Here is a 19,466-nt window from a genome sequence, read left to right on the forward strand (position 1 = left end):
ACATGAGCGAACTCCTGCTCGACGCCCAGGACCTGGTCAAGCGCTACGGCTCGGTCGAAGCCCTGCGCGGGGCCTCGTTCCAAGCCCACGCCGGCGAGGTCACCGCCCTGATCGGCGACAACGGCGCGGGCAAGTCCACCCTGGTGAAATGCCTGTCCGGGGCCGAGCAGCCGACCTCGGGCAAGATCGTGCTGGGCGGCGAGGAAGTCACATTGGACTCCCCCACCACCGCCCGTCGGCTCGGCATCGAGACGGTGTACCAGGACCTCGCCGTCGCCCCGGAACTCGACCCGGCGGCGAACCTGTTCCTGGGCCGGGAAATCCACCGCAAGGGCCTGCTCGGCAAGCTCGGCATGATCGACAAGGCGGAAATGCGCCGCCAGGCGGTCGAACACTTCCAACGGCTGGGCGTGAACCTGCAGAGCACCGAGGTGCCCATCGCCGCTCTCTCCGGCGGGCAACGCCAGAGCGTGGCGGTGGTGCGTTCGGTGGTGTGGGCCAGCAAGGTCGTGTTCATGGACGAGCCGACCGCCGCCCTCGGCGTGGTGCAGCGCGAACGCGTGCTCGACGTGATCAAGAAGGTGCGTGACCAGGGCATCGCGGTGGTGCTGATCAGCCACAACATGCCCGAGGTGCTGTCGGTGGCCGACCGCGTCGAGGTGCTGCGACTGGGCAAACGGGTCGCCCGGTTCCAAGGTGCGGACACCAAGCTCGAAGACCTCGTCGCCGCGATGACCGGTGCCCTGACACAAGAGGAGGCGGCGTGAGCATGACGACTGATCCCGCCAAGTCCACCGTCCAGTCCGATGTGGACGGAACCGGCGGCTTCGCCAAGCGCTCGGTGGGCGCCCGCCTGGTTTCGGCGAACACCTTCTGGATCGCGCTGGTGCTGCTCGCGTTGTGCGTGGTGTTCACCATCGCCGCACCCGGCGAGTTCGCCACGGTGTTCACCTTCCAGACCCTGCTCATCGAAACCGCGGTGCTGCTGGTGCTGTCGGTGGGCATGACCTTCGTGATCATCACCTCGGGCATCGACCTGTCGGTCGGCTCGGTGCTGATCTTCGCCGGCATGGTGTCGGCGAAGACCATGGAGGCGCTCAGCCCCGACGGCACGGCGACCAACGCCGGCTGGGGCGTGATCTCGGTGGGCCTGCTCACCGGCGTGGTGGCGGGCACGGTGTGGGGCCTGATCAACGGCCTGCTGATCGCGGTGGCGAAGATCCCGCCGCTGATCGTCACGCTCGGCACGATGGGCGCCGCCCTCGGCGCGGCGTACCTGCTCAACAACGGTTCGGACGTGCGCAGCGTGCCGACCGCGCTCAACAACACGCTCGGCTACGGCACCTGGTTCGGCATTCCGAACCTGGTGCTGGTGGCGGCGGTGATCACGCTGATCGGCGCGTGGCTGCTGCACACCACCAAGTTCGGCCGCTACACCTACGCGGTCGGCTCCAACGCCGAGGCGGCGCGACGCTCCGGCATCGGGGTGACCGCGCACCTGCTGAAGGTGTACACGCTCACCGGATTCCTGGCGGGCGTCGCGGGCTTCATGTCGCTGGCCTACTACGCCTCGACCACGATCTCCGCGCACACCACCGACAACCTCAACGCCATCGCCGCCACAGTGATGGGCGGGACCAGCCTCTTCGGCGGCATCGGCTCGGTCCTCGGCACGGTGATCGGGGTGTTCATCCCGGCGGTGCTGAAGAAGGGCTTCAACATCACCCAGGTCCCCGACTTCTGGCAGATGATCGCGGTCGGCGCGGTGCTGATCGCGGCGGTCTGGTTCGACCAGCGACGCCGACGGCTGCGCAACAGCCGCTGATCCCGGTTCCCCGCAACAGCACAAAGAGGTGCACCCATGAAGTTCAACCGCAAGACCTTCGTCGCCGCCGGTTCGGCGCTCGCCATCGCCGCACTGGTGACCGCCTGCGGCGGCTCAGGGCAGGTCGGCCAGAGCAACGACGCCGGCGGTCAGCCCGCGCAGAACAACAAGAAGCTGACCCTGATCCCCGGCGTGCAGGCCGAGCCGTTCTACATCTCGATGCAGTGCGGCGCCGAGGCGGAGGCGAAGAAGCTCGGCTACGAGCTGAACACCTCGGCCCCGCAGAAGTTCGACGCCGCGATGCAGACCGAGAAGGTCAACGCGCTCGGCTCCGCCCCACCGGCCGGGCTGCTGATCGCCCCCACCGACGACACCGCGATGCTCGCCCCGATCCAGCAGGTGAAGAACCGCGGCACCAAGATCGTCGAGGTGGACACCGCGCTCAAAGACACCGGTGTGGCCGTCTCGTCGATCTCCTCGAACAACGCCGAGGGCGGCAAGCTCGCCGCCCAGACCCTGGCCAAGCTGGTCGGCGACAAGCCGGGCTCGGTGCTGGTGCTCGACACCATCGCGGGTACCTCCACCACCAACGCCAGGGCCAAGGGCTTCGAGGACGAGCTGAAGAACTTCCCGAACCTGAAGTCCGCCGGCGTGCAGTTCACCCAGAACGAGCCGGACCAGGCCGCCTCGAAGGTGACTGCGGCACTCGCCTCCACCCCGGACCTGGTCGGCATCTTCGCGACCAACCTGAACACTGGCGAAGGCGCCGCCACCGGCCTGCGAAACGCCGGCAAGATCGGCCAGGTCAACCTGGTCGGCTTTGACGCCAGCCCGTCCGAGGTCGAGGGCCTGCGGAAGGGCGAGTACCAGGGCCTGATCGCCCAGGACCCGGCCTCGATCGGGCAGCAGGGCGTGCAGCAGGCGGTCGCCGCGCTGGAGGGCAAGCCGGTGCAGCGCAACATCACCGCCGCCCTGCACTCCATCACCAAGGACGACATGGACGCCAACCAGCAGTTCTTCTACAAGCAGCAGTGCTGACCTGACCCCGCGGCGGGGCTGTTCACCACCGTCTACTGTGGACGCCCCGCCGCCGGTTCAGCCCAGGTCCGCGAGCCGTTCCGCCAGCCAGACGCGCGCAGCCCGCCAGAGCCCGGCTCCCAGCGAGATCCGCGCCGCCCCCAGTTCCGCCAGCTCCGCACGCTGCGGCCCACCCGGCCACAACGTGGCGTTCACCGCCGCCGGACTCACCGCCGCCACGAACTCCCGCAACACCTCGGGCGACCGCACGAGGATCGGGTACACACAATCCGCCCCGGCCTCGAGATACGCCCTCGCCCGCTCGACAGCCTCGTCGAGCACGGCCTTCTCATTCTCCGCCCCGAGGAACACGTCCACCCGGGCGTTGATCACCAACCGGTCACCCGCCGCCGCACGAACCGACCCGAGCAGCTCGGCCTGCTCCGCCACCGGCCGCACTCCACTTCCGGGCACCGTGTCCTCGAGGTTGCAGCCGACCGCTCCGGTCTCCAGCAACCGCCCCGCCAACTCGGCGGCACCAAGTCCATACCCGGCCTCGGCATCCACGGTGACCGGAACGTCGACCACCCGCGTGATCCTGGCCGCCGCCGCGAACATTTCCGCGATCGGAGCCTCTTGGCCATCCGAGTAACCAAGGGACTCCGCGATCGCCGCGGAACTGGTCGCCACCACCGGGAAACCCGCCTCTACCACCAGGCGTGCGCTGTCGGCGTCCCAGGCGTTCGGCAACACCAGCGGACGGCCCGGGACGTGCAGTTCCCGGAGTTTCGCCGCCGTCATCGGGGCAGCGGCTTACGACTGGTGACGCCGAGCCGGTTCCAGGCGTTGATCAGCACCACGGCCCAGCACACCGCGCGGTACTGGTCCTCGGTCAGCACCTTGGTCGCCTGTTCGTACACGTCGTCGGGCACATCCTGGTGCTCGGCCAGCTTCGTCATCGCGTCGGTCAGTGCGAGCGCTGCCCGCTCCTGTTCGGTGTAGAGCTCGGTCTCCCACCAGGCACCCAGCAGGCAGATGCGTCGTTCGTCCTCACCCAGCTTGCGCGCGTCGCGGCTGTGCAGGTCCAGGCAGTACGCACAGCCGTTCAGCTGCGAACCGCGGATCTTGACCAGCTCGATCAGCTTCTGGTCCAGGCCCGCCGCCGCGGCCGCCTGTTCCACCTCGGTGTGCAGGGCCAGCAGCGATTTGTAGAGCGTGGTGTTCGCGGACAGTTGGATTCGCTTCGTCACGACCGCCACGCTACCGACAACTGGTTCACGACTATGGTCCAGTTTCATGGCGGTTTTGTGGTCCAGTTCCCGCGACCTTCACCTCGACTGGCAACCGGGCTCCGGCCAGCGCGGACTGGCCGAGGCGATCCGCCGGGCGATCCGGTCCGGCAGGCTCGAGACCGGTACCGCCCTGCCCTCGACCCGCGCGCTGGCCGAAGACCTCGGTGTCGCCAGGGGCACCGTCACGAAGGCCTACGCCCAGCTCGCGGTCGAGGGCTACCTGCGCACCACCCAGGGAGCGCCGACCAGGGTGGCCGCGATCGCCGCGCCGCAGGCATCACCGGCGCGGTCCCGGCCGAGCAGCGAGGCTCCAGCTGACGCCCGCTGGAACCTGCTGCCCGGCCGACCGGATCTGGCCGCCTTCCCGCGCACGGAATGGTTGGCGGCCACTCGAAAGGTGCTGCAGCAGGCACCTCCCGACGTGTTCGGATACACCGACGACCTTGGTGCGCCCGTGCTGCGCACCGCACTCGCCAGATACCTCGCCCGCAGCCGGGGCGTGGTCGCCGACCCGGACCGGATCCTCGTGTGCGGGGGCTTCGCACAGGCCATCTCGGTACTCGCCGCGGCCCTGCACCACCAGGGCGTGCACGAGATGGCCTTCGAGGATCCGTCCCTGCGCCGCTTCCGCGACCTGGCCTCGGCCGCGGGGCAGCGCATCGTCGGCGTTCCGGTGGACGGGGCCGGTCTCCGGGTGTCCGATCTGGACAGTCCGGTCGCCGTGGTGACGCCCGCCCACCAGTTCCCGTTGGGGGTGACGCTCGCCCCCGAGCGCCGGGCCGAACTCGCCAGGTGGGTGACGAGTTCGGGAGCGTTCGCCGTCGAGGACGACTACGACGGCGAGTTCCGGTTCGATCGGGAACCGGTGGGCGCCCTCCAGTCGCTCGCTCCCGAGCGCTTCATCTACGCGGGCACGGCGAGCAAGACCCTGGCGCCCGCGCTGCGCCTGGGCTGGCTCGTGCTCCCCCGTGCCCTGGTGGATCCCGTCCGGGCCGTGATGGCCGACCGTGGTTCGCGTCCGCCGGCGCTCAGCCAGCACGTCCTCGCCGAAATGCTCGAATCCGGCAAGTACGACCAGCACGTGCGCCGTCGTCGCACGGTCTACCGCAACCGCAGGGACCGGCTGCTGTCCCTGCTGCCACAGCCGCTGCAACCATCGGGGATCTCCGCGGGACTGCACCTGCTCGTCCCACTGCCCGCCGCCGGGCCGGATGAAGCGGTGGTGCTCGACCACGCACGACGGCATTCGCTCGCGCTCGAGACACTCCGCAACACCTGGATCTCCCCTGGCCCTCATCCACAAGGCATCGTCGTCGGCTATGCCGCGCCGGCCGACCACGCCTTCACCCCGGCCATCGACGCCCTGATGGCCACTCTTCGAGGCGCCGGCATCAGTTGGTCATCGGGAAGCTGACCTCACCTGCTCACAACGCCCTCGCTTTCCGCCAGCCCTCGATCTTCTGCTCGACGGCCGTCACCATGCCGTCGAAGATCGCCTCGCCCACCAACAGCCGCAACGGCGGTTCCTCAGTGCCGACCACCTTCAGCACCGCTGCCGCGACCTCGGCCGGGTCACCTTCCACGAAGTCGCCGTGATCGGCCGCCAGCTCCTCGCGCACGACGTCATACGCGGGATTGGCGACGGCGAGCTTCATGCTCGACCCGCCCCAGTCGGTGGCGTAGCCGCCCGGTTCGACCAACGTGACCTTGATGCCGAACCGGCCGACCTCGTGGGCCAGCGCCTCGCTCATTCCCTCCAACGCGAACTTGCTCGCCGCGTACAGACCGGCGGTGCCGAAGGTGGCCACCCCACCGACACTGGAGATCTGCACGATGTGCCCCGAGCCCTGGGCACGCAGTTGCGGTAGCACGGCCTGGGTCACCCAGAGCGCACCGAAGAAGTTGGTGTCCAGCTGCGCGCGGGCCTCCTTCTCGGTGATCTCCTCGACCGCGCCGAGCAGGCCGTAGCCCGCGTTGTTGACCACGACGTCGAGCCTGCCGAACGCCGCGATCGCCTTGCCCACCACGTCGAAGACCGCCGTCCGGTCGTCGACGTCGAGTGGCAGGACGACGAGGCGTTCCTGGTGCTTCTCGACCAGATCGTCCAGCGAGGACGGCTTCCGCGCCGTGCCGACGACCTTGTCCCCGGCCGCCAGGGCGGCCAGCACGAACTCACGGCCGAAGCCCCGGCCAGCGCCCGTGATGAACCAGACGCGTGGTGAATCCGCTCGAGTCATGTTCTTCTCCTTCTCCCACGAGACGAGACGTCTCGTTGTCCGCACAGCATGACCGACAGAATTCGACCTGTCAAGACGAGACGTCTCGGTTCGTCACGTGCTACAGTGAAGTCATGAGTGAGGCCCGGGGCCCGGATCCCACGCGCCGAAGTGAACGTTCGCGGAAGGCGATCCTGTCCGCCGCGATGGAACTGGTGACCGAGAGCGGATACGCGAAGACCTCGATCGAAGGGATCGCCGCGCGAGCCGGCGTCGGCAAGCAGACGATCTACCGCTGGTGGCCGTCGAAGGCGGCGGTCATCTTCGATGCGCTGCTCGAACTGACCGCCGGGCAGCAGGGGTTCAGCCTGCTGGACACCGGCGACCTGAGAGAAGACCTGAAGCAGGCTCTGCGGGCCACCGCGGAGGAACTGGCCAATCCGAAGTTCGACATTTCGTTCCGGGCACTGGCGATCGAGATTCAGTACGACGCGACGCTGGCAGGCCATTGGCGGGAGAAGATGCTCGGCCCCGCCTTGGACGCCACCAAGGACAGGCTGCGCAGCGCGCAGCACAGCGGTGAGATCGACGCCGACCTCGATCTGGACGTGGCCGTGGAGATGCTCTACGGACCGCTCTACCACCGCTGGCTGTTGCAGACCGCTCCGGTGAGCACCCAGCACGCGGACGCGGTGGTCGACCTGGCCGTCCGGGCGATGAGCCGATAGCTGCGCTGTCGGCGAACTCGCCCGCCGGTACCGGGAGCGCTGCCTACTGTCGGCGGCATGGAGATGATCGAGGTCGTCCCGGACCTGTACCTGCTCAGGTTCGCGGTCGGTCAGGCGTACCTGTGGCGAGATGCTGACGAACTGACGTTGGTGGATACCGGCTGGGCCGGCGACGGAACGAAGATCACCGAGGCGATCAGGGAACTCGGGCTCGACCGGGAAAACCTGGTTCGCATTGTGCTCACCCACTTTCACGAGGATCACGCCGGAGCGGCCGCCGAGCTCCGCGCATGGGCGGACGCTCCGGTCGTCGCGCACCGGCTGGACGCACCCGTGGTTCGCGGCGACGTACCACCGCCCGAGCCGAAGCTCGCCGACTGGGAACGACCGCTGTACGAACAGGTGGCGAGTGGGCAGCTCGTCGGCCCACCATCGCCGGTGGATCAGGAGGTCGAGCACAACGACGTGCTCGACTTCGGTGGTGGCGCCCGAGTGCTCTCCATTCCCGGGCACACGGACGGCAGCATCGCCCTCTACCTGCCGGAGCGAGGCGTGCTCTTCACCGGGGACACGATCGCCGAGCACGAAGGACAGGTGATTCCCGGCGTGTTCAACCTGGACGTGGAACGAGTGCACCGCTCGTTCCGGGAGCTGGCCGCCTTGGACGTCGAGGTGGCGTGCTTGGGGCATGGCGGTCCGTTGACCGTGAATGCGGACCAAGTCCTACGAAGCGCAGCCGAGAGGCTGGGCTGAACCAGAAGGGAGTTGATTGAGGAAGCTAGCGTTCCGCGATACCACCTAGTTTCGGCTCATGACGACGATGAGCCGAGCCCCGCAGAAGAAAACGTCGACGGACGGCGAAGTGCTGAGCCTAACTGCGCTGAACCGGGCGACGCTGGCTCGTCAGCACCTGCTCGCCAGGAGCTCGATGTCCGCCGCGGCGGCGCTCAGGCATCTGGTCGGCATGCAAGCCCAGCGCCCGAAGTCGCCGTACTTCGGGCTGTGGACGAGGTTGGCCGGGTTCCGGCCCGAGGAGTTGTCGCAACTGCTGCTCGATCGGCAGGCAGTGCGAGTACTTCTGATGCGCGGCACGATCCACCTGGTCACCAGCGACGACTGCCTGGCGCTGCGGCCGGTGGTCCAGCCCATCATGAACCGCGAGCTGGCCACGAATTCGCCGTTCAGCGGATGGCTGCGCGGCTTGGACCTCGCCGAGGTGGCACGTGCGGCACGTGAACTGATGGCGGAAAGCCCGCGAACGCCCGCGGATCTCGGCAGGCTGCTCGCCGCGCAGTGGCCGGACCGCGAGCCGGAAGCGCTGGCTTTCGCCGTCCGTGGCTCGCTGCCGTTGGTGCAGGTGCCACCGCGTGGACTGTGGGGCCGGAGTGGGCGAACGACCTGTGTTCCCGCCGACCTCTGGCTAGGACGGGAGCAAGGGACCGAGACGGCGCCGGACGAGCTACTCCGGCGTTATCTGGCGGCGTTCGGGCCAGCGAGTGTCGCGGACATGCAGGCGTGGTCGGGACTGACCCGGTTGCGCGAAGTGGTGGATCGGCTGCGGTCGGAGTTGGTCACCTTTGTCGACGAGAACGGCACCGAGCTGTTCGATCTGCCGGAGGCGCCTCGCCCCGGTGCCGGGGTTCCGGCGCCGCCGAGGTTCCTGCCGGAGTTCGACAACCTGCTGCTCGCCCATGCCGACCGGCGGCGGGTGCTGCCGGATGAGCATCGGGAACTGGTCATTGCCGGTAAGTGTGCGTTCCTGATCGACGGCAGGGTCGCCGGGACGTGGCGGATCGCCAAGGAGAAGAAGACTGCGGTGTTGGTCATCGAACCGTTCGCGGTTATGTCCACAAAGGATCGTCGTGAACTCGCTGAGGAAGGGCGGCGGTTGCTTGCCTTCGCCGAGCCGGAGGCGGAGAGGACGGAGATCAGGTTCTGAGGGGCTCAGGCGCGGAGATCGTCGATCAGGCGCTCGGCCGCGGCGTAGGGATCCAGCTCGCGGCCGGCGACTGCGTCGGCCAGTTCGGCGAGCCGGTCGCCGCCGCGCAGGTCGACCAGTTCGGCCCGGAGGCGTTGCAGGGCGATGGCTTCAATCTCGCCGGCGGCGCGGGCAGCGCGGCGGCGGTCGAGTTCGCCTTCGGCTGCCAGCCAGTCGTGATGTTCGTCGAGTGCTTTGAGCACATCCTCGGCGCCCTCGTCGTGGGAGGCGACGGTGCGCACGATGGGCTGGCGCCAACTGGGGCCACGCATCTCGCGGCGGCCCATCGCGATCATCTGCTTGAGCTCACGCACGGTCGCGTCAGCGCCTTCGCGGTCCGCCTTGTTCACCACGAAGACGTCCGCGATCTCGAGCACGCCGGCCTTCGCCGCCTGGATGCCGTCGCCCATGCCAGGCGCCAGCAGCACCACTGTGGTGTCGGCCAGCCGGACGACGTCCACTTCGGACTGTCCAACACCGACGGTCTCGATCAGCACGATGTCGAAACCGGCGGCGTCGAGCACGCGGACCGCCTGTGGGGTGGCCCAGGCGAGGCCCCCGAGATGACCGCGGGTGGCCATGGACCGGATGAACACGCCGGCGTCGGTGGCGTGGTCACTCATCCGCACCCGGTCACCGAGCAGGGCACCACCGGAAAACGGCGAGGAGGGATCGATCGCCAGCACCCCAACGCGCTTGCCCGCCGCACGCAGGGCGGTGATCAGCATCGAGGTGGAAGTCGACTTGCCGACCCCTGGTGGGCCGGTGAGCCCGATGAGCCGGGCCCGGCCGGTGTGCGGGGTCAGCGCGGCCGCGACCTCGCGCAGCTGCGGATGGGCATCCTCCACCAGCGAGATCAGTCTCGCGATGGCGCGTGGGACCCCATCCGCAGCGCGTGCGACGAGTTCGCCGACGTCGACCTGGACGGGCAACTCAGGCCTTGGGCACCGAGAGCAGCAGCGCGTCGCCCTGGCCACCGCCACCGCACAGGGCGGCGGCACCGAGTCCGCCACCGCGGCGACGCAGCTCGTGCACCAGGTGCACGACCAGCCGGGCACCGGAGGCACCGATCGGGTGGCCGAGCGCGATGGCGCCGCCGTCGACGTTGACCTTGTCGTGGTCGAGGCCGAGCTGCTTCGCCGAAACCAGGCCGACGGCGGCGAAGGCCTCGTTGATCTCAACGAGGTCGAGAGCGCCGACGTCCAGCTTGGCCTTGGCCAGCGCGGCCTTGATCGCGTTGGACGGCTGCTCGTGCAGGCTCGCGTCCGGGCCGGCGACCACACCGTGCGCGCCGATCTCGGCGAGCGGCGTGATGCCGAGTTCCTCGGCCTTGGCGCGGCTGGCCACCACCACGGCCGCGGCACCGTCGGAGATCTGGGAAGCGGAGCCGGCGGTGATGGTGCCGTCCGCGGCGAAGGCGGGGCGCAGCTTGGCGAGGCCGTCGGCGGTGGTGTCGGCGCGCACGCCCTCGTCGGTGTCGAAGACGATGGGGTCCTTCTTGCGCTGGGGGATCTCGATCGGCGCGATCTCCTCGGCGAAGCGCCCGGCTTCGATCGCGGCGGCGGCGCGCTGGTGCGAGCGTGCGGAGAACTCGTCCTGCTCTTCGCGGGTCAGGCCGTAGCGCTCGTTGTACTTCTCCGTCGACGAGCCCATGGCGACCTGGTCGAAGGCGCAGAAGAGGCCGTCGTGCGCCATGTGGTCGACCAGGGTGGTGTCGCCGTACTTGAAGCCGGAGCGCGACTTGGGCAGCAGGTGCGGTGCCTGGGTCATCGACTCCTGACCACCGGCCACCACGAGGTCGAACTCGCCGGCGCGGATGAGCTGGTCAGCCAGCGCGATGGCGTCGAGGCCGGAGAGGCACACCTTGTTGATCGTCAGCGCGGGCACGTCCATCGGGATGCCGGCGGCCACGGCGGCCTGGCGGGCCGGGATCTGGCCGGCGCCAGCGGTGAGGACCTGGCCCATGATCGTGTACTGCACCGCATCGGGTGAAACGCCGGCGCGCTCGAGCGCCGCCTTGATCGCGATTCCGCCGAGTTGCGCGCCGGAGTAGTCCTTCAGCGAACCCAGCAGCCTGCCGATCGGGGTCCTTGCCGCGCCCAGGATGACCGAGCTGGACTGTGTTCCGGACATGAGCAGCCTCCAACGGCGAACGACGGCGGTCCGTTCGACCATACCGGGCGGTGTGGCTTCTTGAATGAGTCAGTGTGAGCTGACGCACGACGCCTTTTCCGCGAACAGGACCTATTGTCGCTTCTCATGAATGAAGCGCTGAAGCCGTTCGTCACGACGATCGATCACGTCGGCATCGCGGTCGCCGACCTCGACGCGGCGATCGCCTTCTACGCGGAAACCTTCGGCCTCGAGGCGACCCACACCGAGACCAATCACGACCAGGGTGTCCGTGAGGCGATGCTGCACGCGCCCGGCGACCACGACGGACCCGCCATCCAGCTCCTCGCGCCGCTGTACCCCGACTCGACCATCGCGAAGTTCCTCGACAACCGCGGGCCGGGGCTCCAGCAGCTCGCCTACCGGGTGTCCAATGTGGAAGAAGCGATGGCCGCGCTGAAGGCGAAGGGACTGCGGGTCATCTACGACACGCCGCGCCCGGGCACGGCGGGTTCGCGGGTGAACTTCGTCCACCCGAAGGACGCCGGTGGCGTGTTGATCGAACTCGTCGAGCCCGCGAAGACCAGCGGCGACGCGGAAGGCTGAGCACGCAGCCGCAGGCGGCGAGCCTCAGAGCCAGTCGGCGAGCCTCAGAGCCTGCTGGAGAGCTGGAGAGCTGACCTATCAGCCGGAGGCGTGACGGCGGGCGGCGCGACCAGGGCGCTCGAGAAGTGGTTACGTCGCCGGGGCGGCTCGGAAGGTCAGGGCCCTGGCGATGAAGTTGAGCTCCCGCTCCATCTGCTCCGGCTGGTCGTCTTCGGCGTGGCGCGCGACCGAGTGCCGGTAGCTCACCGCCAGCGCGAGCAAGCCAGCGGCGCTTTCCACGTCGGTCATCGCGAGGCCGCCGACGCCCGCGGCCAGGATGACCGCCTCGACCTGGCGTACCAGCAGCTTGAATCGATCCTGAAGCGCGTCGCGCACCGCGTGGTGGGTGTCGGCTTCGCGCCACAGCAGATGAGACAACACCTGCGAGGCGCCCAGTCGCTGGTCCAGCTCCGAGACCAGGCGGCGCAGGCTCTCCGCGAGATCGCCGGGGACCACCACCCTGGACGGCTCCACGTGCTCGTCCGGCAGGCGCTCGACCAGTGCGCTCAGCAAATCCGTCTTGCGCTTGAAGTAGTAGTGCACCAGGCCCTTCGGCACGCCCGCCCGTTCGGCGATGCGGGAGGTCGGGGTGGCGTCGAAGCCGGACTCCGCGAAAAGTTCCTCGGCAGCGGTGAGGATGCGCTCCTTCGCCGAAGGGTCCTCGCCGGTACTACCCCGTGCCACCGAACCCCACCCCTTCCGCGTGCGCCGGGCCTCACCGTAACGTGGCCAGGCCCGGCCCACGCGAATTGTCAGTGCTGCCCGGCCGTGCGGTCGTGGGCGGCGTTGGCCACCGGCAGCGCGGTCGCGCCGGCGATCATGGTCAGCCCGCCGATGATCCACGAGGACCAGGCGGCACCCATCATGTCCGAGTAGCCGATCACCCACGGCGAGATGAACAGCAGCGCACCCAGCACGATCTGGATGCCCTCGCCGTACACCAGGCCCGGCATGGCCAGCGAGACCAGGCCGTCGATGGCCACCAGTGCGCCCAGCACGATGAGCGTCCACATGGCTGCCGTCTCGGTCTCCATCCACAACGGCGTCAGCACCGCCACCACCCCGAGCACGACCTCAGCCCAGTCGTGCGGACGGGTCCACGGGCTCGTCGACATCTCGCGCACCGAGATCACCTCCGTTTGCCAGGAGAACCGTGTGTTTCGCGGTTCACCCCGATGGTCCTCCTTGGTTGGCCGGCCGGTCAAACATCTGCGGGTCACGAACGCGTGTAGGGGCTACGCCCGTCGGGGGACTTCGGCGTGGTCGAAGTCTCTTCCGGGTTGAGCCCGGCGTTACTCGCCAGTAGTTTCTAGCGAACCGCGCCGACCCACGGAGGTTCGATGAGCGAGATCCAGCAGATCACCCAGGCTGTGCTGTCCGGGGAGCCGGGCGAGGTGGCGTCGATCGCGGTGCCGGAGAGCTACCGGGGCATGACCGTGCACGCCGACGAGGTCGGCATGTTCGAGGGGCTCGCCAGCCGCGACAAGGACCCGCGCAAGTCGCTGCACCTCGACGAGGTCGCCACCCCCGAACTCGGGCCGGGCGAGGCGCTGGTCGCGGTGATGGCCAGCGCGATCAACTACAACACCGTCTGGACCTCGATCTTCGAGCCGATCCCGACGTTCAAGTTCCTGCAGCGCTACGGCAAGCTTTCGCCGCTGGCCAAGCGCCACGACCTGCCGTACCACGTGGTCGGCTCCGACCTGTCCGGCGTGGTCCTGCGCACCGGGGCCGGCGTGCACACCTGGAAGCCCGGCGATGAGGTGGTCGCGCACTGCCTGAACGTCGAACTGGAGAGCCCGGACGGGCACAACGACACGATGCTCGACTCGGAGCAGCGCATCTGGGGCTTCGAAACCAACTTCGGCGGACTCGCCGAGATCGCGCTGGTGAAGGCGAACCAGCTGATGCCGAAGCCGAACCACCTGACCTGGGAAGAGGCCGCTTCGCCGGGGCTGGTCAACTCGACCGCCTACCGCCAGCTGGTCTCGCGCAACGGCGCTGACATGAAGCAGGGCGACGTGGTGCTGATCTGGGGCGCGTCCGGCGGGCTCGGCTCGTACGCCACGCAGTTCGCGCTCAACGGCGGCGCCATCCCGGTCTGCGTGGTGTCCAGCCCGGAGAAGGCGGAGATCTGCCGGAAGATGGGTGCCGAGCTGGTCATCGACCGGAACGCCGAGGGCTACAAGTTCTGGAAGAACGAGCAGGAGCAGGATCCGAAGGAGTGGCAGCGGTTCGGTGCGAAGATCCGCGAGCTGACCGGCGGCGAGGACCCGGACATCGTCTTCGAGCACCCGGGCCGCGAGACCTTCGGCGCCTCGGTCTACGCCGCGCGCAAGGGCGGCACCATCGTCACCTGCGCCTCGACCTCCGGTTACCTGCACCAGTTCGACAACCGCTACCTGTGGATGAACCTCAAGCGGATCATCGGTTCGCACTTCGCGAACTACCGCGAGTCGTACGAAGCGAACCGGCTGATCGCGAAGGGGCTGATCCACCCGACGCTGTCGAAGACCTACCCGCTCGCCGAGACCGGGCAGGCCGCGCTCGACGTGCACCGCAACGCCCACCAGGGCAAGGTGGGCGTCCTGTGCCTGGCCCCGGAAGAGGGACTGGGCGTTCGTGATCATGAACTGCGGGCGAAGCACATAGCTGCGATAAACACCTTCAGAGGTGTGTGACGCCGCGGGCTAGGGTGGACCAATGAGTCTTGGCGACGACAGGGAACTCGTCCCACTGGGAGCCGGCTTCGACCTGGAGAAGCGGGGCTATCACCGCGCCCAGGTCGACGACCACCTCGAGCGGCTCGACGGTGAGCTCAAGATGCTCACCTCGGACCGCGACGCGGCCATCTCGCAGGCCGGGGACCTCGCCCGCCAGCTGGAGATCTCCCGCAGCGAGATCGCCGAACTGCGTGGTCAGGTCGAACGGCTGTCGCTGCCGCCCACCACCCTCGAAGGCCTTTCCGAGCGGCTGCAGCGCATGCTGCGCCTGGCGCAGGACGAAGCGTCGGACACGCAGGCACGCGCCGAGGCCGAGGCCGCGCACATCCGGGCCAAGGGTGAGTCGGACGCGGCGGCGCTGCGTGCCGAGCACGAGGTCCGGCTGAAGCAGCTCGACGAGCGCCGTGAGGAGATGGAGCGCGAGCACCGCGGTGTTCTGGAGACGGCGCGCGCCGAGGCGGAGAAGATCACGCAGGCGGCGAAGGACGAGCGCGACCGCCTGGACAGCGAAGCCGAGCAGCGGCGCACCCAGGTCGAAGAAGACTTCGAGATCGCCATGGCGGCGCGCCGGACCGAGGCCATGCGGACGCTCGCCGAGCAGGAGGCGACCAGCAAGGCGGAGGCCGAGCGGCGGCTGCGCGAGGCGACCGAAGAGGCCGCGAAGATCCGCGCGAAGGTGGCCGAAGAGGAAGCCGCGGCGAAGGCGGACATCGAGCGCCGCCAGCGGGAATCCGTCGAGGACGCCAACAAGCGCAAGCAGGACTCGACGAACGAGGCGAACGCGCGGCTCACCGAGGCCGCCGACGAGGCTCGGCGCCGGGTTCGGGAAGCAACAGAGGAAGCGAACCGCCGGATCAACCACGGCCTCGAGCGCGTGGAGGCCCTGCGCAAGCTCCGCGAGAGCATCGCCAGCCAGGTGCAGGCCGCGCGCCAGGTGCTTTCGGAGGCCGAAGCCGTGCTGCACCAGGATGCCGGGGGTGCCACGGCGGTGGCACCGAAGCCGCACCAGCCGGGCGGTCCCAACCGGCCGGGCGGACCGAAGCCCGAGGGGTCCAACCAGGCCGCGGGGCCCGATCAGCCGACCCGGCCCGCCCTGTCGACCGGAGCCAACCAGGTCGCCGGGTCCGGCCAGACGGCCGGAGCCAACAAGTCGACCGGCCCCGGTCAGGCGAGCGGCTCCGGTCAAGCAGGCGGGGCCAACCCAGCCGCCGGGCAGGCAGCCGGGTCCGGCCAGGCAGGCGGACCCGGCCAAGCAGGCGGACCCGGCCAAGCAAGCGGACCCGGCCAAGCAAGCGGACCCGGCCAGGCAGGCGGACCCGGGCAGGCCGGGTCGAAGCCGGGGGCGAAGCAGGCTGGACCTGGGAAGTCGTCAGGGTCCGGGGAGTCCGGGGCCGAGGCGACGGTCAAGCTCCCCAAGCCCACGCCCCAGCCGGCCCCCCGCAAGCCGGCGCCGGGTCAGCGGCCTGCGCAGGCCCGTCAGAAGCCCTAGTCTCAGCACCCACCGATCGCAGGAGGAAGACGAATGAGCGCCTACCAGACCGTGGTCGTCGGCACGGACGGTTCCGACTCTTCGTTCGCCGCGGTGGACCGGGCGGCGGCGGTCGCCGGGGACGCCGGGGCCACCTTGGTGATCGCCTGCGCCTACTACCCGGCGAACAAGGCCGACGTCGAGAAGGCCCAGGACGTGCTGCGCGACGAGGCCTACCAGGTGGTCGGCTCCGCCCCCGCCGAGGACACGCTGATCTCCGCGCGCGACCGCGCGGCCAAGGCGGGCGCGGAGAAGATCGAGACCGTCGCGCTGGTCGGCGAGCCGGTCGAGTCGCTGCGCAAGGTGGTTTCCGAGCGCTCGGCGGACCTGCTGGTGGTCGGCAACCGCGGGCTGAACACGCTGGCCGGGCGCATCCTCGGCTCCGTGCCGTCGGAAGTGGCGCGCAAGTCCGGCGTGGACGTGCTCATCGTGCACACCACCTGAGGTGCCGACCGACGCGGGTGATCCCGGCGAACTGCAGCAGCGCCTGGAAAAGGTGCTGCTCGGCGGCAGGCGCCGGTACACCCGCCTGCAGGTGGTCGAGAAGGCGGGCGTGCCCGAGGACCGGGCGCGGCGGCTGTGGCGGGCTCTCGGCTTCGCCACCGTCGAGGACGACGAGGTGGTCTTCACCGACGCCGACGTCGAAGCGATGCGCACGGCCGACAACCTGATCAAGGCCGGCCTGGTCGACGCGCGCGTGGAGACCGCGGTGACCAGGGCGCTGGGCCAGCACCTGTCGCGGCTGGCCGAGTGGCAGGTCCACATGCTGTGGGAGCTGATCACCGAGAACCCCGAGCTGGGCCGGAACGAGCGCCAGATCGCGCGGCTGGTGGACCGGCTGCTCCCCGAACTGGAGCGCGTGCAGAGCTTCGTCTGGCGACGGCACCTCGCCGCGTACGCCGGGCGCGCGCTGGCCACGCCCGACGAGGACCTGGAGTCGCGCAGCCAGGTCGTCGGCTTTGTGGACATGGTCGGCTTCACGCGGCTGACCAGGCGGATCGACGAAACCGAGCTCGACGGCATCCTGGACGCCTTCGAGACGGTCGCCTCCGAGGTGATCGCCGAGCACCACGGCCGGATCGTGAAGATGATCGGCGACGAGGTGCTGTTCGTCGCCGACACCTCGGCCGACGCGGCCGAGATCGCGTTGACGTTGAACGAACGCGTCGAGGCCGATTCCTCCCTCCCCTCGGTCCGTGCCGGTATGGCCGCGGGGCGCATCCTGAGCCGGTTCGGCGACGTCTACGGTTCGGTGGTCAACCTCGCCGCCCGGCTCACTTCGGTGGCCAAGCCGGGCACCATCGTGGTCGATCGCGAACTGGCCGCCGACCTGTCCGGCGATCCGGCCTACGAACTGCGGTCGAGGCGGGCGGTTTCTGTCCGGGGGTACAGCAGGCTCAAACCGTGCTCGTTACGCCGGGCGCGTGAACGGCCCGGAAACCGCTTCGAAAGCAGCCAGCAACTCGCCGCCGAGATGCTTGGCCTGCGACAAGCCCGTGCCGAGGGCGTCGAGAACAGCCTGGACGAGGACTTTCCCGGCTACCGCAAGTAGTCGACTCGCGTGCGCTAAGTATCCCCCAAATTTCTTATTTCGCCTACGTCGGAGCACGCGTAGAGTGACTCCGCGCACTCAAACGGACACTCTCAGCTCTCATCCTGTTGAGCTAGCCCATTTCCGAGGAGGTGAAACCTGTGCGCGCCGACCCCGGCAGAGACGGGAAACGGACGCGAAGCCCGCTCCAGGAGATCTTCTGGACGCGGACCAGCCTGCTCCTGCTCGTCCTGGTCGTGGTTTCGATCACCTGCCTGTTCCTGGCCAGCGGCATGGATCCGGGGAACGGCAAGAACTTCGTCAATTCGGTCGGCACCGGCACGATGATCTCCGCGGTGGTCGGTTTCGGGCAGACGCTGATCACGGCGGCCGCCTCGCAGCGGGCCCTCGTGGCACCGGTGATCGACGAGAGCAGGCGGGCACTGGAGAAGCTCGCCGCCGAATACCGGTCGCTGAACAGGGAGTTCTTCCCCACCGACGTGTTCGAGGCGACCCCCGAGCCGGACCCCCGGTTCAACGAGTTGATGATGCGGGACCTCGCGGGCAGCAGGCAGTACTTCTTCCGCGGGTTCTCCGGCCGGTTCGCCGCCGCCAGGTTGCTGCTCTCCCACGCCGAGTGGGAGATGCGGGCGGTGCTGGCCGACCCCAGCGACCCCACCACGATCAGCGGCCGCGCCCGTTACCTGCTGCGCCAGGAAGGCCCCGAAGCGGACTACGAAGCGATCCAGCGGCGGCTGCAGGACGAGATGGGCATGGGGCTGGTCGGGTTGTTCCTGGCCAGGAGCCGCTGCACGCGGATCGACCTGACCGTGGTCACCGATCCCCCGCTGGACCGGCTGGAGATCTTCGACGACTGCGTGTGGGTCACGCTCTACAGCGACGTCGGCCCCGAAAGCGCGCTGTACCCGCGAACCCTGCGGTTCTCCGAGGGTTCGTTCGTCTACAACATGGAACGTGCCGAGTTCCTCCGGCTCGGCGGTGGCCGGAACGGCAGGCACTTCCAGATCACCCCGGAGACCACCCGGGCGGATTTCATCGCACTGTTCGGCCGGGCCACCGGCCGGCCGTTGTCCGAGGAGCAGTTCAGTGAGCTGGAGGGCCGGTTCCGGTCCTTCTCCCAGGAATTCTCCACCGCCGCTGGGCTGAGGAGCTGATAGATGGTGTTGACCCGCACATGCCCACTCGCCGAGCTGGCCGCCGACGTGGCCGCTCGCCGGGTCGGCTCCGACGACGACTGGCGGGCGCTCGCGGAGCCGTTCCAGCACTGGGCCGCCCGGCCCGGCCTGCGAGCCGAGCTGCGCGCGCACATCCAGTCGCTGCCGCCGGAACCGGCCAGCGCGATGATCCGGCGATCCAGGGAGACGACCACGCACTTCGCCTGGTGCCTGCGCGACGAACGGGACGAGCCGTTCTCGTTCTGGCTGCACGAATACAAACCGCAACGGGATTGGCGGCACGGTTACGCCGATTCGGTGCACAACCACCGGTACCACTTCTGGACCACCATCCTCCGCGGCAGCTACCTGCACGAGCGGTACGCCGCCACGCTGGATGTGGCCAGCGGCCTGATCACTTCGGCCCGGTTGATCCACGGTGACGACTACCCGGCGGGTACCACCGGGGTGCTGTTGGCCGACGAGTTCCACCGGATCCCGAAAGCGGCTGACAACACGATGACCTTTTTGGTGAAGTCACGACCAGTGAACGAATGGAGCGTTTCCTATGATCCATTGACCCGAACGAGTCACCGGCACGTTCCGGTGGAGACCCGTTTGGGGGAGCTTCTGGAACGAATCTGAAGTCGGACGTAGCGCACTAGCGATTACCATTCACTCCACCCGGCTGCCTTC

General features: G+C 68.9%; 20 protein-coding genes and 1 pseudogene. 14 read left to right on the plus strand and 7 right to left on the minus strand.

Annotated features, from left to right (window positions below; translation table 11 throughout):
- The first annotated feature begins 2 nt into the window (after positions 1–2).
- Genes JYK18_RS02825 through JYK18_RS02835 form a run of 3 tightly spaced genes read left to right on the plus strand, consistent with a single transcriptional unit; the run spans position 3 to position 2,863 of the window.
- Complete coding sequence (locus JYK18_RS02825; protein ID WP_206800407.1) at positions 3–767, plus strand: ATP-binding cassette domain-containing protein; 765 nt, start codon at positions 3–5, stop codon at positions 765–767.
- Between the two features lie 2 nt (positions 768–769).
- Positions 770–1,825, plus strand: coding sequence for an ABC transporter permease (locus JYK18_RS02830; protein ID WP_206803993.1), 1,056 nt, complete (start codon positions 770–772; stop codon positions 1,823–1,825).
- Positions 1,826–1,861: 36 nt separating this feature from the next.
- Positions 1,862–2,863 (plus strand): ABC transporter substrate-binding protein, encoded by a 1,002-nt coding sequence (locus JYK18_RS02835; protein WP_206800409.1) that lies wholly within the window; start codon positions 1,862–1,864, stop codon positions 2,861–2,863.
- A 57-nt stretch (positions 2,864–2,920) separates the two neighbouring features.
- Here the strand turns inward: JYK18_RS02835 and JYK18_RS02840 are convergent, their stop codons facing one another.
- Positions 2,921–3,643: an isocitrate lyase/phosphoenolpyruvate mutase family protein gene (locus JYK18_RS02840; protein ID WP_206800418.1), complete on the minus strand. Its 723-nt coding sequence runs from the start codon at positions 3,641–3,643 to the stop codon at positions 2,921–2,923.
- Positions 3,640–4,140: a carboxymuconolactone decarboxylase family protein gene (locus tag JYK18_RS02845; RefSeq protein WP_206800420.1), complete on the minus strand. Its 501-nt coding sequence runs from the start codon at positions 4,138–4,140 to the stop codon at positions 3,640–3,642. Before JYK18_RS02845 ends, JYK18_RS02840 begins: the two co-directional genes overlap by 4 nt.
- Between JYK18_RS02845 and JYK18_RS02850 the strand changes: the two genes are divergently transcribed.
- On the plus strand, positions 4,139–5,548 hold the full coding sequence (locus JYK18_RS02850) for a PLP-dependent aminotransferase family protein (RefSeq protein ID WP_206800429.1): 1,410 nt from the start codon (positions 4,139–4,141) through the stop codon (positions 5,546–5,548). The genes JYK18_RS02845 and JYK18_RS02850 overlap by 2 nt on opposite strands.
- Before the next feature lie 10 nt (positions 5,549–5,558).
- Here JYK18_RS02850 and JYK18_RS02855 read toward each other — a convergent pair whose 3' ends face one another.
- Positions 5,559–6,371: an SDR family NAD(P)-dependent oxidoreductase gene (locus tag JYK18_RS02855; protein ID WP_206800437.1), complete on the minus strand. Its 813-nt coding sequence runs from the start codon at positions 6,369–6,371 to the stop codon at positions 5,559–5,561.
- 113 nt (positions 6,372–6,484) lie between these two features.
- On the opposite strand from JYK18_RS02855, the gene JYK18_RS02860 reads away from it, so the two are divergent.
- The 3 genes from JYK18_RS02860 to JYK18_RS02870 are packed head-to-tail and all read left to right on the plus strand — an operon-like array spanning position 6,485 to position 9,017.
- On the plus strand, positions 6,485–7,078 hold the full coding sequence (locus JYK18_RS02860) for a TetR/AcrR family transcriptional regulator (RefSeq protein WP_206800439.1): 594 nt from the start codon (positions 6,485–6,487) through the stop codon (positions 7,076–7,078).
- 57 nt (positions 7,079–7,135) lie between these two features.
- Positions 7,136–7,831 (plus strand): MBL fold metallo-hydrolase, encoded by a 696-nt coding sequence (locus JYK18_RS02865; RefSeq protein ID WP_206800441.1) that lies wholly within the window; start codon positions 7,136–7,138, stop codon positions 7,829–7,831.
- 58 nt (positions 7,832–7,889) lie between these two features.
- The gene (locus JYK18_RS02870; protein WP_307795761.1) at positions 7,890–9,017 is read left to right on the plus strand and encodes a winged helix DNA-binding domain-containing protein; all 1,128 of its coding nucleotides are present in this window, start codon (positions 7,890–7,892) and stop codon (positions 9,015–9,017) included.
- 5 nt (positions 9,018–9,022) lie between these two features.
- On the opposite strand, the gene meaB is transcribed toward JYK18_RS02870, so the two are convergent.
- Positions 9,023–9,988 (minus strand): methylmalonyl Co-A mutase-associated GTPase MeaB, encoded by a 966-nt coding sequence (gene meaB / locus JYK18_RS02875; RefSeq protein ID WP_206800450.1) that lies wholly within the window; start codon positions 9,986–9,988, stop codon positions 9,023–9,025.
- 1 nt (position 9,989) lies between these two features.
- Positions 9,990–11,189, minus strand: a complete 1,200-nt coding sequence (locus tag JYK18_RS02880) for an acetyl-CoA C-acetyltransferase (RefSeq protein WP_206800452.1) — start codon at positions 11,187–11,189, stop codon at positions 9,990–9,992.
- Positions 11,190–11,315: 126 nt separating this feature from the next.
- Between JYK18_RS02880 and mce the strand changes: the two genes are divergently transcribed.
- On the plus strand, positions 11,316–11,774 hold the full coding sequence (gene mce / locus JYK18_RS02885) for a methylmalonyl-CoA epimerase (RefSeq protein ID WP_206800462.1): 459 nt from the start codon (positions 11,316–11,318) through the stop codon (positions 11,772–11,774).
- Positions 11,775–11,903: 129 nt separating this feature from the next.
- On the opposite strand, the gene JYK18_RS02890 is transcribed toward mce, so the two are convergent.
- Positions 11,904–12,497: a TetR/AcrR family transcriptional regulator gene (locus tag JYK18_RS02890; protein WP_206800464.1), complete on the minus strand. Its 594-nt coding sequence runs from the start codon at positions 12,495–12,497 to the stop codon at positions 11,904–11,906.
- A 68-nt stretch (positions 12,498–12,565) separates the two neighbouring features.
- Positions 12,566–12,928, minus strand: coding sequence for an SPW repeat protein (locus JYK18_RS02895; RefSeq protein ID WP_194240306.1), 363 nt, complete (start codon positions 12,926–12,928; stop codon positions 12,566–12,568).
- A 225-nt stretch (positions 12,929–13,153) separates the two neighbouring features.
- On the opposite strand from JYK18_RS02895, the gene ccrA reads away from it, so the two are divergent.
- From ccrA to JYK18_RS02925, 6 genes and pseudogenes are all read left to right on the plus strand, one after another.
- The gene (gene ccrA / locus JYK18_RS02900) at positions 13,154–14,494 is read left to right on the plus strand and encodes a crotonyl-CoA carboxylase/reductase (RefSeq protein ID WP_206800473.1); all 1,341 of its coding nucleotides are present in this window, start codon (positions 13,154–13,156) and stop codon (positions 14,492–14,494) included.
- 22 nt (positions 14,495–14,516) lie between these two features.
- Positions 14,517–15,497 (plus strand): annotated as a pseudogene (locus JYK18_RS02905) (chromosome segregation protein); the annotation flags it as partial.
- Between the two features lie 561 nt (positions 15,498–16,058).
- A complete protein-coding gene (locus JYK18_RS02910; RefSeq protein ID WP_206800476.1) occupies positions 16,059–16,508 on the plus strand; it encodes a universal stress protein in 450 nt (149 codons plus the stop codon).
- Position 16,509: 1 nt separating this feature from the next.
- On the plus strand, positions 16,510–17,616 hold the full coding sequence (locus tag JYK18_RS02915; RefSeq protein ID WP_206800477.1) for an adenylate/guanylate cyclase domain-containing protein: 1,107 nt from the start codon (positions 16,510–16,512) through the stop codon (positions 17,614–17,616).
- Between the two features lie 215 nt (positions 17,617–17,831).
- Positions 17,832–18,770: a hypothetical protein gene (locus JYK18_RS02920; protein WP_242579632.1), complete on the plus strand. Its 939-nt coding sequence runs from the start codon at positions 17,832–17,834 to the stop codon at positions 18,768–18,770.
- 6 nt (positions 18,771–18,776) lie between these two features.
- Entirely contained in the window at positions 18,777–19,415 is a 639-nt protein-coding gene (locus JYK18_RS02925; RefSeq protein ID WP_206803995.1) for a hypothetical protein, read from the plus strand.
- The last annotated feature ends 51 nt before the right edge of the window (positions 19,416–19,466 follow it).

The sequence above is a fragment of the Amycolatopsis sp. 195334CR genome, from assembly GCF_017309385.1.
GTDB lineage: Bacteria > Actinomycetota > Actinomycetes > Mycobacteriales > Pseudonocardiaceae > Amycolatopsis.

What these genes read in the sequence shown, in the direction of transcription:
- JYK18_RS02825 (WP_206800407.1), top strand. Translation starts at nt 3, where the DNA reads ATGAGCGAACTCCTGCTCGACGCCCAGGACCTGGTCAAGCGCTACGGC.
- JYK18_RS02830 (WP_206803993.1), top strand. Translation starts at nt 770, where the DNA reads ATGACGACTGATCCCGCCAAGTCCACCGTCCAGTCCGATGTGGACGGA.
- JYK18_RS02835 (WP_206800409.1), top strand. Translation starts at nt 1,862, where the DNA reads ATGAAGTTCAACCGCAAGACCTTCGTCGCCGCCGGTTCGGCGCTCGCC.
- JYK18_RS02840 (WP_206800418.1), bottom strand. Translation starts at nt 3,643, where the DNA reads ATGACGGCGGCGAAACTCCGGGAACTGCACGTCCCGGGCCGTCCGCTG.
- JYK18_RS02850 (WP_206800429.1), top strand. Translation starts at nt 4,139, where the DNA reads ATGGCGGTTTTGTGGTCCAGTTCCCGCGACCTTCACCTCGACTGGCAA.
- JYK18_RS02845 (WP_206800420.1), bottom strand. Translation starts at nt 4,140, where the DNA reads ATGAAACTGGACCATAGTCGTGAACCAGTTGTCGGTAGCGTGGCGGTC.
- JYK18_RS02855 (WP_206800437.1), bottom strand. Translation starts at nt 6,371, where the DNA reads ATGACTCGAGCGGATTCACCACGCGTCTGGTTCATCACGGGCGCTGGC.
- JYK18_RS02860 (WP_206800439.1), top strand. Translation starts at nt 6,485, where the DNA reads ATGAGTGAGGCCCGGGGCCCGGATCCCACGCGCCGAAGTGAACGTTCG.
- JYK18_RS02865 (WP_206800441.1), top strand. Translation starts at nt 7,136, where the DNA reads ATGGAGATGATCGAGGTCGTCCCGGACCTGTACCTGCTCAGGTTCGCG.
- JYK18_RS02870 (WP_307795761.1), top strand. Translation starts at nt 7,890, where the DNA reads ATGACGACGATGAGCCGAGCCCCGCAGAAGAAAACGTCGACGGACGGC.
- JYK18_RS02880 (WP_206800452.1), bottom strand. Translation starts at nt 11,189, where the DNA reads ATGTCCGGAACACAGTCCAGCTCGGTCATCCTGGGCGCGGCAAGGACC.
- mce (WP_206800462.1), top strand. Translation starts at nt 11,316, where the DNA reads ATGAATGAAGCGCTGAAGCCGTTCGTCACGACGATCGATCACGTCGGC.
- JYK18_RS02895 (WP_194240306.1), bottom strand. Translation starts at nt 12,928, where the DNA reads ATGTCGACGAGCCCGTGGACCCGTCCGCACGACTGGGCTGAGGTCGTG.
- ccrA (WP_206800473.1), top strand. Translation starts at nt 13,154, where the DNA reads ATGAGCGAGATCCAGCAGATCACCCAGGCTGTGCTGTCCGGGGAGCCG.
- JYK18_RS02910 (WP_206800476.1), top strand. Translation starts at nt 16,059, where the DNA reads ATGAGCGCCTACCAGACCGTGGTCGTCGGCACGGACGGTTCCGACTCT.